Here is a 15011-nt window from a genome sequence, read left to right as displayed (position 1 = left end):
TCAATACATACTATTTTATTCTACCGCAATCAAATAAGGATAAATTGGTTGATCTCCGGCATGGATTTCTGTTTCCAAATCTGGAAAAGTCGCTGCAATTTGCTCAGAAATCTGCTGTGCCTGGCTTTCATTTCCATCTGCACCGACTAGAATGGTGACAACTTCACTATCGCTATCAACCATTTTTGCTACTAAATCTTGACTAACTTGCACTACGTCTTGGCCACTGACAACAATGTCACCATCAACTAAACCAATCAGGTCACCCTTGGTAATTTTAAGAGTGCCAATTTCACTATCTCTGATAGCAGTAGTTATTTGACCACTCTTCACCGTCTCTAAAGCTGCTGTCATGTTTTCTTGATTCTGATTTAAATCAGCGGTCATATCAAAAGATAGTAATGCCGTCATACCTTGGGCAATAGATTTGCTGGGGATAATAGCCGTCGGCACTTTTACTAGCTGTTGCGCTTGTTTAGCCGCCATCACAATATTTCCGTTATTTGGCAACACTAAAACACGCTGAGCATTACTTTTTTCAATGGCCTCAACAATATCTTGTGTGGAAGGATTCATAGTTTGGCCCCCACTGATAATTGTAGTCACGCCTAAGCTTTTAAATAATTTCTCCAGACCAGCTCCGGAAGCTACAGCAATGATGCCGTAATCAATCTGCGGTTGTGCACTCTGCGGTTGTTCTTCAACAATCGTTTCGTGCTGAATACGCATATTATCGATCTTTATTTTAGCTAAAGCTCCATAGCGGCGGCCATAAGTAAACACTTTTTGAGGATGTTGCGTATGAACATGGACTTTAACTACTTCATCATCAGCTACAACTAGCAGAGAATCCCCAATTTGATCAAGATAATTGCGAAAGTCATCATAATTAAAAGTATCTGAAGTCGTTGCATCTTGACCTAAAGTCACCATCATCTCTGTACAAAAACCATTTTGAATATCATCATTACTAAATTGATTTTGGACAGCTTGATGATGCACAGCATTTAACATTTCATCCATTTCATTTTCATCGGGCTGAAATTGATTACCCTCTTCTAAATTACCACCTAAAGCTTTTAAAAAGCCTTCATAAATAAAAACTAAACCTTGACCGCCAGAATCAACAACGCCCACTTCTTTTAAAACAGGCAGTAAATCCGGAGTCGAGGCTAAGGCTTTTTTAGCACCACTGACAGCAGCCCGCATTACTTCAGTCAAATCGTCATCAGTTTCGGCTACCCTCATTGCCGCTTGGCTGGCACCTTTAGCCACTGTCAAAATTGTACCTTCCACTGGTTTCATCACGGCTTTATAAGCTGTCTGCACTCCAGCAGTTAAAGCTTGCGCAAAATCCTGCGCAGTTAAAGTTTCCAACTGTACAATACTTTTACCAAAGCCCCGGAAAATCTGCGAAGTTATTACTCCCGAATTCCCGCGAGCTCCCATTAATAAGCCTTTGGCTAAAGCTTGGGCTAACTCACCCACTCCAGTAGCAGTTGATTCATTAACTGCCTGGTAGCCGGATTGAAAAGTTAAATTCATATTAGTTCCCGTGTCACCATCAGGCACTGGAAAAACATTTAAAGAATTCACAAATTTGGCATTTTGCCCCAGACGGTGTGAACCCATCCGAATCATATCTTTGAATTCAGTATTAGTAATTAATTTAATTGACAACTGGGTTTTCCTCCAATTAATCTTCCTCTAAAATTTTAACACCTTGCACGTAGACATTGACATGAGCAGTAGGTGCACCAAGGAGAGTTTCCAGACTATACTTTACTTTACTTTGCACATTGCGGCAAACTTCAGAAATTTTGACGCCGTATCCAACAATAATATAAACATCAACAACCGTCCCAGTTTCGGTTTGGCGGACAACAACACCTTTAGCGTAATTCTCGCGTTTCAAAATATCATTAAAGCCATCACGGATTTGGTTTTTGCTGGCCATTCCAACAATCCCGTAAATATCCGTGGCCGCACATCCCACTACCGACGCAATTACTTCATTAGAAATTTCAATATTACCATATTTTGTCTTAATAGATACTGCCAAAAATAACACCCCGATTCTTTACATATCATACTCAGATTTTATCATAGCATATTTAATGGCGAAAGCAGCGAAAAACTGTCAAGTAAATTTACTTTATTTCTGCTTGCTTTCTCTTAATGTAGATGTTAACATATTTAAGTGTTCATCAAAAGAAATTTTATGGCGGACAAGGAGGTTTTGTCCCATGGCAAAAGATATTATCACTGGACGCAGAACTCGCTTTGGTAATAAGCGTTCCCATGCTTTGAATTCATCACGGCGCTCTTGGAAAGCTAATTTACAAAAGGTACGGATTCTGGTTGATGGCAAACCTAAAAGAGTTTGGGTTTCCGCCAGAGCTTTAAAATCTGGTAAAGTGACACGTGTCTAAATAATTAAAAATAAAAGGCGGCTAACTGCAGTTAGCTGCCTTTTTAATAACAAGATAAATTCCGAAAACAAAGCGGACTGATGACTTGCTCTTTTATTTTACTAATCACGACTTTGAATGGCTGCCATAATTCCACTTTGAAAAGAAAAATTAACCGTAGAATGAATAAATTCATTACTGGCCAAGCAAACCGGGCGCTTGAAATCAGTGGGCGCTAGCGGATACTTGGCATCAGCAATGACTAACTGTTTTACCGGTGTCAGATTAAAGAAACCCAAGTATTTCATCGCCGCTATATGTTGAAGCTCATAGCTTCCAGGCACAAAATAATCAATTACATTTTGCCGATCAATTAAATGAATTTTAGCAATATCTGCTACTGACTTCAAATCCAACGGCAAAAAGATATTAATCAGTTCATGATCCAGACGCCCGCCTGTGGCGCCGTAAAGATCAACTCTGGTTGCCGCTAAATCTTGGAGGGCTATTTGAAGCCCCATTTGTGAATCCGTATAATCTTTAATCGGATTGGAGTAACGAATATCAGCCACTTGTGCTTCCATTTGCTGGCGTTCTGATGCAGATAAAGAATCAAAATCGCCGACACTAATTAAAGGAGTGATGCCTAAAGATAGCAACGTTATTGTTCCATGATCCACCCCAATCCAAGGTCCTTCAACTTTTGACAAATCAGGGAGATTAGCACCTGTTCCTCCGAGTAGTAAATTAACTTTTTTCATGAATAATCGCCTGTTTTAAATTAGTAATTCTTTGGGAAATATCATGGCCAAAAACATATGACCCCGCAACAAAAATATTAGCCCCGGCCGCCTGACATTGCTGGATCGTCTGTTCATTGATGCCACCATCAACTTCAATACTATAATGATAATTATTTTTTTGCTTCAAGCGGGCCAATTGCTGAATCTTGAACAACGTTGCCGCAATAAATTTCTGGCCCCCAAAACCGGGATTAACTGTCATTACCAAAATGTTATCCACGATAGGTAGAACTGCTTCAATTGCCGATACACTAGTACCAGGATTGATAACTACGCCCGCTTGGGCACCCAATTCCTGCACCTGCTGTACCAAACGGTAAATATGAGGAGTACTTTCAACATGAATATTAACTAGATTAGCTCCAGCTTGAACTACACTTTGTACATAGTTTTCGGGATGATCCACCATCAAATGAGCATCTAAAGGTACTGCGGTCACCGAGCGCAAAGCTTGAATAATATCGGGGCCAAAAGTTAAATGCGGGACAAAAACACCATCCATTAGGTCAATATGAAAATAATCTGCCCCCGCTTCAGTAGCTACTTGCACCTCATGCTGCAAATTGAGAAAATCAGCACTTAAAATTGAAGGTGCAATTAATAATTTATTTGTCATTTATTTGAGTTACTCCTTTTGTTATTTTTCGAATAAACTGGTCGTTTTTGCGCAATTTCTGCTTGAAATTGCTGATAGTTCTGATAACGGCTCGGTAAAATTTTGCCAGCAGCCACTGCTTGTTTTACTGCACAATCAGGTTCATTTAAATGAACACAACTGCGATATTTACAGTGAAGACTCAACTTGTTAAATTCCGGAAATAACTGCGGCAATTGTTCGCGGGTAATTGCTTGTAAAGTCAAAGACGAAAAACCTGGGGTATCAGCAATTAACCCCTGTTGAAACGGATATAAAGTTACTAAGCGGGTGGTATGCTTGCCGCGATTCAAACTATTAGAAATGCTGTTGGTTGCTAAATTTAAATTTGGGATTAAATGGTTTAATAAAGTTGATTTTCCTGCTCCAGTCTGCCCTGCCAAAACTGTTTCGCGCTGGGCTAAAGCTTGTTTGAGCTTTAGCGGATTATTAAGTTGTTCCGATAAAAAAACCGGATAACCGATCTGCGAATAATAATGTAGTTGTTGTTTTAGTTCCGTGCTGCACTTTGCGTCTAACAGATCCATTTTACTAAGATAAATTAGCGGTGCAATGCTTTGAGATTCCAAAATCACTAAAAATCGATCTAATAAATTAGAGGAAAAAGACGGCTGGATTGCAGCCATAACTATTAAGGCCTGGTCCACATTGGCAATGAGGGGACGCACTATTTCATTTTTACGCGGTTTAATCCGTAACAGATAACCCTGGTCACATTCTACCCAATCACCAACTATCGGTTTAATTTTTTGATGACGAAAATTACCCCGGGCGCGGGTGCGAATTATCTTTTGATTAGCTAATTGGACATCATAAAAGCCGCTGTTAGATTTAATTATTTTTCCTGTTTGCATTACGTTTAACCTGCTGTTACATTTCCGGTCTCGACAACTTTGCCGTCATTAACAATTCGATATTGCCCCATTTGCCCCTTGTTTAACTGAAAGGGAACAGTCACTTGCGTAGAACTGTCAATATTCATTGTACGATAGACTTCATTTAAATTGTGAGCTGCATCTTTAATATAAATTTGCACCTGATTGCTAGTGTGATTATCTTGGTCGTTAAAAGGAATCGTAAGCACCCGCGTAACCGTTTGAACCGGATTGCCCGTCAAATCATTATTAAATTCATTAGTATTGGAACTAGTTTCATTAGTGTTTAATTTTCCACTGGAAATATTCACAGTCAAAGTAGACCCTCGCAGTACTTGAGTGCCAGCCGCCGGCGCTTGGGAAATCACTATTCCCTTATCCACACTATTAGAAGCAATGTTTTTGATAACTAATTGCAACCCCTCCTCGTTAGCATAATCTTGAGCTCCTCTTAAATTATAACCCGTTAAATCTTTTAAAGGAAAACTATAATTCTTTTGTCCGAGAGAAACCGTTAAGCGTACCGTTTTTTTTCGGAAAACTACTTTCTTTTTAGCTTGAGGTGATTGCTTAATAATCGTCCCAGCTGCAACTTCTGCAGAATAACGATTAGAACGTTTTACTTTAAAACCCGCCCGCATTAACTTTTGCCGGGCTTCATAATAGTTATCGCCTACTACATTGGGAACAGAATATTTTTTTGGTCCCAAACTCCGGATCAATTTAACTGCAGAACCTGATTTTAAGTGTGTGCCTTTAGGCGGCAGTGATCGAATAATATTATTCTTCGCCACACGATTACTATATTCATTGCCGGAAATTTGAGCTTTCAACTGCGAGTTACCTAAAACTGCCCGTGCTTGGGCCGGGCTTAAATTAGCCACGTCTGGCACTGAGACTTCTTTACGATCATTTAACCAAATCAAGCCAATAATTGCTAAAACTACTCCCAAAAGACTTATCAACCACAACCATTTTTTTTGATACCAAGGTTTTTTTCCAGGCTTATTTTGAGCTTTGTTTTTGTTGTCATCGGCCACCTGCGCCATAACCTTAGTCTTTTCTTCATCGTTACCAATTGGCTTAGTATCTGCAGCTAAGGCAACAAAAACCGGTTCATGCGCCCGCTGAGGTGAAAGCGTAGTTTTCAGATCAGCAGCCATGGCTAAAGCACTAGTATAACGCTGTTTTGAATCTTTAGCAGTTGCTTTAAAGACAACATTTTCTAAGGCTTGAGGAATATCGGGATGCTCCCGCCTTAAACTGGGGGTTGCTTCGTTAAAATGTTTTAAAGCAATCGCTAAAGAAGTGTCGCCATCAAAGGGCAACTTATTGGTTAACATTTCATAAAGAATAATTCCCAAAGCATAAATATCGGACTGAATGCTCGCTTGTTGTCCGCGTACCCGCTCCGGAGCCATATAGTGAACTGAGCCCATCGTAGAGTTTGTTTGGGTAATAGATTGTTCACCTTGGGATAAAGCAATGCCAAAATCAGCTACCTTAGCATGATGATCCGGAGTAATCATCACATTTTGTGGTTTTAAATCCCGATGAATAATCCCATGAGTATGCGCAACTGCCACACCCTTTAAAATCTCTTCCATCAAATCTACTACTTGCTGGTAAGGCAAAGGATAGTTCTGTTTAATATACTTTTTAAGGCTGCATCCGGGAACATATTCCATAACGATAAAAGGAAGCTCTTCATCACCTACATCCAAAATATTCACAATATAGGGACTGGATAATTTACTCATTGCCCGTGATTCACGTTGAAAACGTAATCTGATTTGCTGATCATTTTGTAAATCCGCACGTAAACTCTTTAAAGCCACTTTGCGGTGCAGATAAGTATCTTCGGCCAGATAAACATTAGACATGCCGCCTTCGCCCAGTGTGTCTAAAATCAAATAACGCTTAGCGATCAGATCGCCTTTATTAATCATCGGCGGCCACCTCACTATTGTCTTGGATATCAATAATTAAGGCAGTAATATTATCGGTACCGCCAGCTTCATTAGCCATTTTAATCAACAGATCACATTTTTTCTGTGCCGTAGAAGTTTGTTGCAAAACAGCTGCTAATTGATCATTATCGACCATATTGGTTAAACCATCACTACATAAAAGCAGTTGATCATTCGCTTGCAAAGAAAAAGTTCCAAAAGTAGGACTAACATTTGGTGAGACACCTAAACTTTGCGTGATGATATTTTTATTAGGATGATTTTTAGCCTCTTGTTCCGTAATTGCTCCCGAAATTAAAAGTTCATTGACTAAAGAATGATCAAAACTTAATTGCCGTAATTTATGCTGACTAAAAAGATAACAGCGGCTATCACCGACATTAAAAACCAGTACTTTTTCAGGAAAAACAAAAGCACCAACAATGGTAGTACCCATACCTGTCAGTTCCGTTTTCTGTTGGGAAAGTTCCACTACGCGTTGATTTTCCAGAGTGAGGATTTCATTGGCCCAATGCGAAACCTCTTGAATATCTTGCGAATTATTTTTTTGAAAGGCCTGCCCAAAATGATTGACAACCATATCAGAGGCAACACCACCGCCACGATGTCCGCCCATTCCGTCAGCCACTACGGCAAAAACTATTCCACTGCGATTGCGATAAAACTGCACATAATCCTGGTTAGTTTTCCGTTGTTGTCCAATATCTGTTTTAAAAGCAATATCCATCGTTTTACTCCATTCCCCAAACTGTTCTAAGTTTCAACTCTGCAGTCTAATTTATTGATGAACTTGAGTACTTGACTGTTTTTGTAAAGCGGCAATAAAAAAACCATCAGTTTGATAATCATCCGGATAAATCTGAATAAATTGTCCTCGATGTACTTGAGTGAGTGGCCAATCTGTGACCGCCGGAATAATAGAAAATTCCGGATTTTTTTTTAAAAACTTGGCTACTACTTGCTGATTTTCTGGAGCTAAAATAGTACAAGTACTATATAATAATATACCTTGAACCGCTACTAAAGGAGCAACCGCTTCTAAAATGGCCAACTGTATTTGGGCTAGTTGTTGTAAATCGGTGGCTTTTTTAGCATAACGAATTTCGGGTTTTCGCCGCAGTAAGCCTAAACCAGAACAAGGAGCATCTACCAAAATGCGCTGGAAAGATTGAGGAGAAAACTCCTGCCCAGCTTGGCGAGCATCTAGAGCCTTAGTAGTAATATATTGCTGAACTCCCAGCCGTTGTGCATTTTGCTCAATTAAATGTAATTTTGGTGCATGCAAATCTAAAGCTGTGATTTGCCCCTGAGAATTATTAAGATAAGTCGCAATATGAGTGGTTTTCCCACCAGGAGCGGCACAAGCATCTAAAATATTCATTCCCTTTTGCACTTGTAAAGCCGGAGCCACTAACATAGAGCTTTCATCTTGCATAGTACAATAACCAGCTTGAAACCACTGACTATCAATAATTGATCCCTTATCAATAATCAATCCCCCGGGACTAACTTGGCTTGGATGCACTTGAAATCCGTCATGTTCAAGTTCGGTTTGCAATTGCTTGGGTGTTATTTTATTCGTATTAACCCGTACTGATATTTGAGGCGGCTGATTTAAACTAGTCAGGATTTTTTCTGTTTTCTGCCAACCTACCTGCTGTTTTAAACTTTGAATAATCCAGGTCGGGACACTCGCCGTAATACTTAAATGTTCCAGTGGTGATAATTCGGTCAACGAACGCCAGCCGTCACGCTGCAAATTACGTAAAACTGCCGTAATTAAACCGGCAACTTTTTGACCACCTATGGCTTTAGCAATTTGCGTGGCTTCAAAAAAAATTGCCCGGTCAGGAATTCGATCCAAGTAATACATTTGATAAACCGACAACCGTAATAAATTTTGCACCCAGGATTGTAAATGCTTCTGGCGTTGCAGATATTTTTCCAAAAAATAATCCAAAGTTAACTTATGTTGTAATACTCCGTAAACTAAATTAACCAATAAATGCTGATCAGCAGTTGTCAATTGCCGCTGAGAAAGACATTGGTTAATTAAAATATTGGAATATCCTCCTCCGTTTAGAACCTGGTTCAAAATCTGCATGGCCTCATAACGTGGATTATTTTTGAATGATTTGTTGGCCAATATAAAAATCCTTTCCTTTACCATTTAAAAAGGCTGCTATGGACATCAAAGATTTTCCGGCTGGCTGAATTTGTTCTAAATAAAGAACTGAATGTTCACCAGCCGCAATTGCCAATTGTTTTTTAGACTTATGGACTATTTGTCCCGGATTTAAATCGGTAGTTTCATCAGTAACTGTGGTTTGAAATACTTTAGTCCTAACGCCATTTAACCATAAATAAGCACCGGGATCAGGATTTAAACCTCGTACTTGGCGATTAATCTTTAGCGCCGGCTGACTAATATTAATTTGTTCTTCTTCAGGAGCAATATTAGGTGTAATCGTCACTAAACTTTCATCCTGAACTTGCCGCTGATTAGTTCCGGCTATGACTTGCGGCAAAGTTTGCAAAAGCAGATCTCGACCCACATAACTTAATTTATCAAACAGACTCCCTGCAGTATCGGTATCCGCGATCGGAACTGATTGTTGACTAATAATATCACCGGCATCCATTTGCGCTACCATATACATAATAGTAATTCCTGTAATTGAATCTCCATTCATAATTGCTCGTTGAATAGGTGCTCCTCCGCGATTTCGCGGCAATAAAGACCCGTGAACATTTAGGGCGGCAATTTGGGCAGACTGTAACAATTTTGTTGGTAAAAACTGTCCAAAGGCCGCCGTAATCAGTAAATCTGCCTTTAATTCAATTAAAGTTTTCAACTCAGAACTGTGAGTTAATTTTTCCGGTTGATAAATAGTTAAATTTTGCTGCAAAGCATATTCTTTAACCGGAGAATACAGTAATTTCTGCTTACGACCAACAACGCGGTCCGGTTGGGTCACTACTGCCGCAATTTCATAACCGGCTTGAACTAATCCTGCTAAAATCGGCACGGAAAATTGCGGTGTTCCCATAAAAATAACTTTAGTCATCAATATCACTCCATTTGTTGAGGCTCATTATCAATTGCTACAAGAAAGCCTCTTTTTTTATCGACTTGTACATTATTAACAATCTGATGTAAAGTTTTTAATAAGTTAGGGTTAATGCGGTATTTAATTACTATTTGATAAGAATAACGATTTTTAATCCGGGCAATAGTTGGCTCAGTTGGTCCTAATAACTGCTCCGGGGGGTTTAAAACCGGTTTAATTTGCTGCGCAATTTGGAAAGCCAATTTAAAAGCCTGAGCTTGTGAATGATGTGAAACACTAATCTTTATCAGATAAAAATAAGGTGGATAACCCGACTGATGTCGAAATAACATTTCTTGTTGATAAAATTTTTCATAGTCCTGTTGGGCCGCCAATTGGATAGCATAATGTTGCGGATTATAAGTTTGAATATATACTTTACCCGTTTTTTGAGCACGCCCGGCACGGCCGCTAACCTGAGTTAACAACTGAAAGGTGCGCTCACTGGAACGAAAATCGTTAATCACCAAACTGGTATCCGCATTAATAACTCCAACTAAAGTTACGTTAGGAAAGTCCAGTCCTTTAGCAATCATTTGTGTCCCCAGCAAAATATCCCCTTCATGCTCAAATTGGTTTAAAAGCTGAAGATGACCATTTTTACGCTTAGTTGTATCGTTATCCATACGAATTATTCGTGCTTGAGGCAAAATTGAATGCAGCTGCTGCTCAACTTTTTGTGTCCCAGTACCGCCAAAACGTAATTTATGACTGCCACAACGCGGACAGGTTTTCATAATCGCCTGTTTATGTCCACAATAATGACACATAAGATAATGTTCCTGTAAGTGGACAGTTAAAGTAATATCACAATTCGGACAGTGCGGCACATAGCCACATTCGCGACACAGTAAACAGGAAGCAAATCCTCGGCGATTAAGCAGTAAAATGGCTTGCTCATGCCGCTGTTGGCATTCTTGCAAGGCCTTAACCAAAGGTAGGGACAAGTCCGGTTGGGAGGTTAAATTAGAGTTTTGGCGCAGATCAACTATTTCTACTTGAGGTAGAGCTTTTTGATTAATTCTTTGTGTTAATTGAACTAGTTGATAAACTTGCTTTTGTCCGCGCGCCCGCGATTCCAAACTGGGAGTGGCGCTACCTAAAACTACCGGACAATGATGATAGCGCCCCCGCCATAAGGCCACATCACGGGCATGATAACGGGGATTTTCATCTTGCTTATAACTTACTTCATGCTCTTCATCAATAATAATGATTCCGATATTTTTTAAAGGCGCAAAAACTGCCGAACGTGCTCCGACCACAACTTGAGCTTGACCAGTTTCAATCCGGCGCCATTCATCATAACGTTCACCTTTAGATAAACCACTATGCAAAACTGCCACCTGCTGACCAAAACGACCCCGAACTTGGGCCACCATTTGTGGCGTTAAAGCAATTTCCGGTACCAACATTAAAGCCGTTTTACCTTGGGCTAAAAAATACTGAATAGACTGCAAATAAACTTCAGTTTTGCCACTACCTGTTATTCCCTCCAATAAAATAACCTGATCGTGAGCCGCAATAATTCGTCGATACGCAGCCTGCTGTTGCAAAGTCAGTTGTAAAGCGTGTGTAGGACCTTCATTTACTGTCGTAGGCTTTCGCCAAATAACTTGTTTAACTTTTGCCAACCACCCTTTTTTAACCACGGCATTAATTGTTGCAGCAGTAAAATGCTTCTCTTGTAATAAGGTTTGCAGACTGATGGTTCGCAACTGCGGCTGATCAATAAAAAGCTGTAATAATTGCCGTTGTTTTTTGGCTTGGGGCCGTAACTGAGTTAATAGTTTGGAGTAGTCATAGTCCTTGCGCTTAATAAACCATTGCTTTAAAGGTTGCGCCTGATTTTTTACTAAATATTTAATATCAATAACTTCGTGTTTTTTCCAAGTAATTAATTGCTTTTGTATTGCTAAAGGTAGTTTATTATCTAAAATTTTGGTCGATTGTCCTTGAAAAAAAGCATTGGCTTTTATTGAAGCAGTTAAAGCCACCGCCATTTTTTGATATTTGGCCCGCATTATATTGGGCAGCATCGTTTGCATACAGGAAATCCAAAAACTAAAGGTCTGTTGTGCCAGCCATTGCGATAATTGGAGCAGTTCTTCATTTAATACTGGTTCAAAATCTAACAAATGATCGATCGGTTTGATGGATCCGCCAAATTTTGTACTTGCACTTAAATCAACCACAAATCCCTGTACAAGCCGCTGACTCCGACCAAAAGGCACCGCCACACGCATCCCTTTTTGAATCGTGTCTTGTAAGGCCGCAGGCACCAAATAATCAAAACTATGATTAGTTTGTTGTGTGGGTACGTCAACTATAATTTGTGCGTACAAATAATCCAACCCTTCTCACTTTTTCAAATAAAAAGCTGGGACAAATAATCATCCCAGTCCCCATTATAAATAAACTTAATTAACCCAGTCCAACTTCTAAAATCAGCTTTCCAGAACTACTTAAAACACCAACAGCTTAATTGTCGTTTCTACTTTTTTGATGTTCAATATCTTCTTGATGTTCTAACTTCGCTTCTTCAATGCGTTCTACTTTTTCAGCATTTCGTTCAGATAAAATAGATTCTGGATTAATTTTGACTTTACCATCAGCAATCTCTTCTAAAGCTTGACCTACTGAACGCGGTGACTCATACTTATTTAACATTTTAGCGTCACCATCATCAATTTCATGGGCTCTCATTGAAGCTAAAACAGATAAAGAATAACGAGAATTAACTTGTTCCAATAACTTATCAATTGAAGGATATGAAATCATCTTATTTATCTCCTATCATTTTTCGATAACTATCAATCACACGAGATACCCGCAGATGTTCACTATTGACAATTTGTTCAATCCGTTTTACTGCTTTGGGTACCTCATCATTAACTACTGCATAATCATAGTTTGACATCATTTTAATTTCTTGTCTAGCTTTTTCCATTCTTTTATCAATCGTCGTGGAATCTTCTGAGCCGCGATGCGTAATGCGACTGCGTAAACTTGATAAATCGGGTGGTGTTAAAAAAATGAAAACACCATCCGGCATTTTCTTTCTAACTTGCATTGCGCCCTTAACTTCAATTTCCAAAAACACATCATTACCACTAGCTAATGTATCTTGGACATACCGTAAAGGTGTCCCATAGTAGTTGTCAACATAACGAGCATATTCCAGCATTTCCCCTTGACGGATTTTTTCTTCAAATTCGTTTTTACTACAGAAAAAATAATCAACACCGTTTTTTTCACCAGGACGCATAGGACGAGTAGTCATCGAAACTGAATATTTAAACTTATTAATCGATTCTTTCAGCATTGCTTCTCTGACCGTTCCTTTACCTACACCAGAAGGCCCGGATAATACAATTAACATTCCTCTTGCCAACAACATCACTAACCTTTTACCAAAAATATTAACTACTATATTGAACTAAAAAGCTAATTTTTTCAAGTTAGAACATCAGTTTACCTCTAGCAAATCTCACTTTTAGCCAACAAGTGTGGATGCGCTAATTGTAATAATTCAGCGGCATGTTGTCGAGTAATAGTTGTAACTTTGGCACCTTCCAACATTTGAGCAATTACCTCTACGCGCTGCTCAGGGCTTAAGGCCGTAATTACAGTATTTGTTTTTTGCTTTTGACTTTGTTTTTCTACTAAATATTGCTGGTCGCTAATAGCCGCCACCTGAGGTAAATGCGTGATACATAATACTTGCACATGCTGGGCAATTTGGGCCATTTTTTCACCAATAGCTTGCGCTACACGACCGCTAACACCGGTATCAATCTCATCAAAGACTAAAGTTGCTACTGTCTGATAGCGGGATAACACTGTCTTAATAGCCAGCATGATGCGGGCTAATTCACCTCCGGAAGCAATTTTGGCCAATGGTTTGGCATTTTCCCCCGGATTAGTTTGCAAATAAAATTCAATGGTTTGATCGCCTTTGAGATTGTATTGACAATGCTGAAAATGTACTGTAAAAACCGTTTTGGGCATATACATAGATTTTAATTGTTGTCCAATTTCTTGCACCAGCTGCTGAGCCGCTTTCTGGCGTCTTTGCTGTAAAAGCTGCGCTTTTTGCTGTAAAATATGTGTTTGTTGATCCAGTTCAGTTTGCAATTGTTGCGGATCCTGCTGTTCAGTCTGCAAGCGCTGTAATTTTTCTTGAGCCTGTTGGCCAAAATCCAGAACTGCACCTATTGAGTTGCCGTATTTTTTTTCTAAATCCTGAATTAATTGCAGACGCTGTTCAATCTCATCTAAACGCTTAGGATTATAATCCTGCAGTTCTAATTGTTGGCGGATGCGTTCTTGACTATCTTGCAAATCATAATAAGCATTAGTCATTTCTTGGGCAATTTGATTATACTCAACTTCGTATTCATCAATATCCTGCAGGGCTTTAGCAGCAGTTCCCAATTGTTCCACAATGCCGGTATTTCCCCGAGCTAAAGCAGCATATGCAGTCTGTAAATTAGTATTAATTTTTTCAAAATTAGATAATCGTTTTTGTTCTTCTAATAACTTTTCTTCTTCATTAGCCTGCAAATTGGCAGTTTGAATTTCCTGAATTTGAAACTGGAGCATATCCAATTGTTGAGCGCGCTGCTGCTGATTATTTTGCACATTATCCAATTGTCGTTTTAATTGCTGATAACGACGATACTCAGTTTGATAGGCAGTTAACAGCGGTGCTATTTGTTTTTGACCAAAAGCATCCAGAAAATCAATGTGGGTACTGGCGTCTAATAAACTTTGACTCTGATTTTGACCACTTAAATCCACTAAATATTTTCCAATTTGTTTTAAAACCGTTACCGGGACTAAATGTGTATTTATCCGACAAACATTGCGCCCGTTTGCCTGTAATTCCCGCTGAATTATTAAAGTATGATCATCCCAGTCTACACCATGATTTTGACAAAATTCACTTAATACTTTTTGCTGCTCGGCTGTAACGGTAAATAACCCTTGGATAACAGCTTTTTGGGCTCCGGTACGCACATACTCACTGAAACCACGGCCACCAACTAATAAACCCAAAGCATCCATAATAATAGATTTGCCGGCTCCAGTTTCTCCTGTTAGAGCGGTCAAACCTTCACTAAATTGAATATCAATATTTTTAATAATTGCAAAATCTTGGATAATTAATTCTTGCAGCATAGT

Annotated in this window: 14 protein-coding genes; 1 reads left to right on the top strand and 13 read right to left on the bottom strand. The window is 39.2% G+C overall.

Going from position 1 to position 15011, the window contains the following annotated elements:
* Window positions 1–15 precede the first annotated feature (15 nt).
* Both JG29_RS03435 and JG29_RS03430 read right to left on the bottom strand, forming a co-directional pair.
* Window positions 16–1680 (bottom strand): DAK2 domain-containing protein, encoded by a 1665-nt coding sequence (locus JG29_RS03435; RefSeq protein WP_045922497.1) that lies wholly within the window; start codon window positions 1678–1680, stop codon window positions 16–18.
* Between the two features lie 16 nt (window positions 1681–1696).
* Window positions 1697–2062 (bottom strand): Asp23/Gls24 family envelope stress response protein, encoded by a 366-nt coding sequence (locus JG29_RS03430; RefSeq protein WP_045922496.1) that lies wholly within the window; start codon window positions 2060–2062, stop codon window positions 1697–1699.
* A 184-nt stretch (window positions 2063–2246) separates the two neighbouring features.
* Between JG29_RS03430 and rpmB the strand changes: the two genes are divergently transcribed.
* Window positions 2247–2432, top strand: coding sequence for a 50S ribosomal protein L28 (gene rpmB, locus JG29_RS03425; protein WP_045922495.1), 186 nt, complete (start codon window positions 2247–2249; stop codon window positions 2430–2432).
* Window positions 2433–2533: 101 nt separating this feature from the next.
* Here the strand turns inward: rpmB and JG29_RS03420 are convergent, their stop codons facing one another.
* From JG29_RS03420 to recN, 11 genes are all read right to left on the bottom strand, one after another.
* Window positions 2534–3172, bottom strand: coding sequence for a thiamine diphosphokinase (locus tag JG29_RS03420; RefSeq protein ID WP_045922494.1), 639 nt, complete (start codon window positions 3170–3172; stop codon window positions 2534–2536).
* Window positions 3159–3830, bottom strand: a complete 672-nt coding sequence (gene rpe, locus JG29_RS03415) for a ribulose-phosphate 3-epimerase (protein WP_045922493.1) — start codon at window positions 3828–3830, stop codon at window positions 3159–3161. The genes JG29_RS03420 and rpe overlap by 14 nt, the downstream gene beginning before the upstream one ends.
* Window positions 3827–4723 carry a ribosome small subunit-dependent GTPase A gene (gene rsgA, locus JG29_RS03410; protein ID WP_045922492.1) on the bottom strand — a complete coding sequence of 299 codons (897 nt, stop codon included), beginning with the start codon at window positions 4721–4723 and terminating at the stop codon, window positions 3827–3829. The genes rpe and rsgA overlap by 4 nt, the downstream gene beginning before the upstream one ends.
* Before the next feature lie 5 nt (window positions 4724–4728).
* Window positions 4729–6693, bottom strand: coding sequence for a Stk1 family PASTA domain-containing Ser/Thr kinase (gene pknB / locus JG29_RS03405; protein ID WP_045922491.1), 1965 nt, complete (start codon window positions 6691–6693; stop codon window positions 4729–4731).
* Window positions 6686–7441: a Stp1/IreP family PP2C-type Ser/Thr phosphatase gene (locus tag JG29_RS03400; RefSeq protein ID WP_045922490.1), complete on the bottom strand. Its 756-nt coding sequence runs from the start codon at window positions 7439–7441 to the stop codon at window positions 6686–6688. The genes pknB and JG29_RS03400 overlap by 8 nt, the downstream gene beginning before the upstream one ends.
* 51 nt (window positions 7442–7492) lie before the next feature.
* On the bottom strand, window positions 7493–8860 hold the full coding sequence (gene rsmB / locus JG29_RS03395) for a 16S rRNA (cytosine(967)-C(5))-methyltransferase RsmB (protein ID WP_232297077.1): 1368 nt from the start codon (window positions 8858–8860) through the stop codon (window positions 7493–7495).
* On the bottom strand, window positions 8835–9782 hold the full coding sequence (fmt, locus tag JG29_RS03390) for a methionyl-tRNA formyltransferase (RefSeq protein ID WP_045922488.1): 948 nt from the start codon (window positions 9780–9782) through the stop codon (window positions 8835–8837). Before fmt ends, rsmB begins: the two co-directional genes overlap by 26 nt.
* 5 nt (window positions 9783–9787) lie before the next feature.
* Window positions 9788–12169 carry a primosomal protein N' gene (priA, locus tag JG29_RS03385; protein ID WP_045922487.1) on the bottom strand — a complete coding sequence of 794 codons (2382 nt, stop codon included), beginning with the start codon at window positions 12167–12169 and terminating at the stop codon, window positions 9788–9790.
* A gap of 136 nt (window positions 12170–12305) precedes the next feature.
* Window positions 12306–12605 (bottom strand): DNA-directed RNA polymerase subunit omega, encoded by a 300-nt coding sequence (rpoZ, locus tag JG29_RS03380; protein WP_045922486.1) that lies wholly within the window; start codon window positions 12603–12605, stop codon window positions 12306–12308.
* Between the two features lies 1 nt (window position 12606).
* Window positions 12607–13221, bottom strand: a complete 615-nt coding sequence (gene gmk / locus JG29_RS03375) for a guanylate kinase (protein ID WP_156961618.1) — start codon at window positions 13219–13221, stop codon at window positions 12607–12609.
* A gap of 83 nt (window positions 13222–13304) precedes the next feature.
* Window positions 13305–15008, bottom strand: coding sequence for a DNA repair protein RecN (gene recN / locus JG29_RS03370; protein ID WP_045922484.1), 1704 nt, complete (start codon window positions 15006–15008; stop codon window positions 13305–13307).
* Between the last annotated feature and the right edge of the window lie 3 nt (window positions 15009–15011).

Origin of the sequence: Bombilactobacillus mellis, assembly GCF_000967245.1 — a bacterium.
GTDB classification, from domain to species: Bacteria; Bacillota; Bacilli; order Lactobacillales; family Lactobacillaceae; genus Bombilactobacillus; species Bombilactobacillus mellis.
This window is presented reverse-complemented; position numbering and strand designations above follow the sequence as displayed.

What these genes read in the sequence shown, in the direction of transcription:
- rsgA (WP_045922492.1), bottom strand. Translation starts at nt 4,723, where the DNA reads ATGCAAACAGGAAAAATAATTAAATCTAACAGCGGCTTTTATGATGTC.
- JG29_RS03400 (WP_045922490.1), bottom strand. Translation starts at nt 7,441, where the DNA reads ATGGATATTGCTTTTAAAACAGATATTGGACAACAACGGAAAACTAAC.
- JG29_RS03420 (WP_045922494.1), bottom strand. Translation starts at nt 3,172, where the DNA reads ATGAAAAAAGTTAATTTACTACTCGGAGGAACAGGTGCTAATCTCCCT.
- rpoZ (WP_045922486.1), bottom strand. Translation starts at nt 12,605, where the DNA reads ATGATTTCATATCCTTCAATTGATAAGTTATTGGAACAAGTTAATTCT.
- pknB (WP_045922491.1), bottom strand. Translation starts at nt 6,693, where the DNA reads ATGATTAATAAAGGCGATCTGATCGCTAAGCGTTATTTGATTTTAGAC.
- fmt (WP_045922488.1), bottom strand. Translation starts at nt 9,782, where the DNA reads ATGACTAAAGTTATTTTTATGGGAACACCGCAATTTTCCGTGCCGATT.
- recN (WP_045922484.1), bottom strand. Translation starts at nt 15,008, where the DNA reads ATGCTGCAAGAATTAATTATCCAAGATTTTGCAATTATTAAAAATATT.
- rpmB (WP_045922495.1), top strand. Translation starts at nt 2,247, where the DNA reads ATGGCAAAAGATATTATCACTGGACGCAGAACTCGCTTTGGTAATAAG.
- rpe (WP_045922493.1), bottom strand. Translation starts at nt 3,830, where the DNA reads ATGACAAATAAATTATTAATTGCACCTTCAATTTTAAGTGCTGATTTT.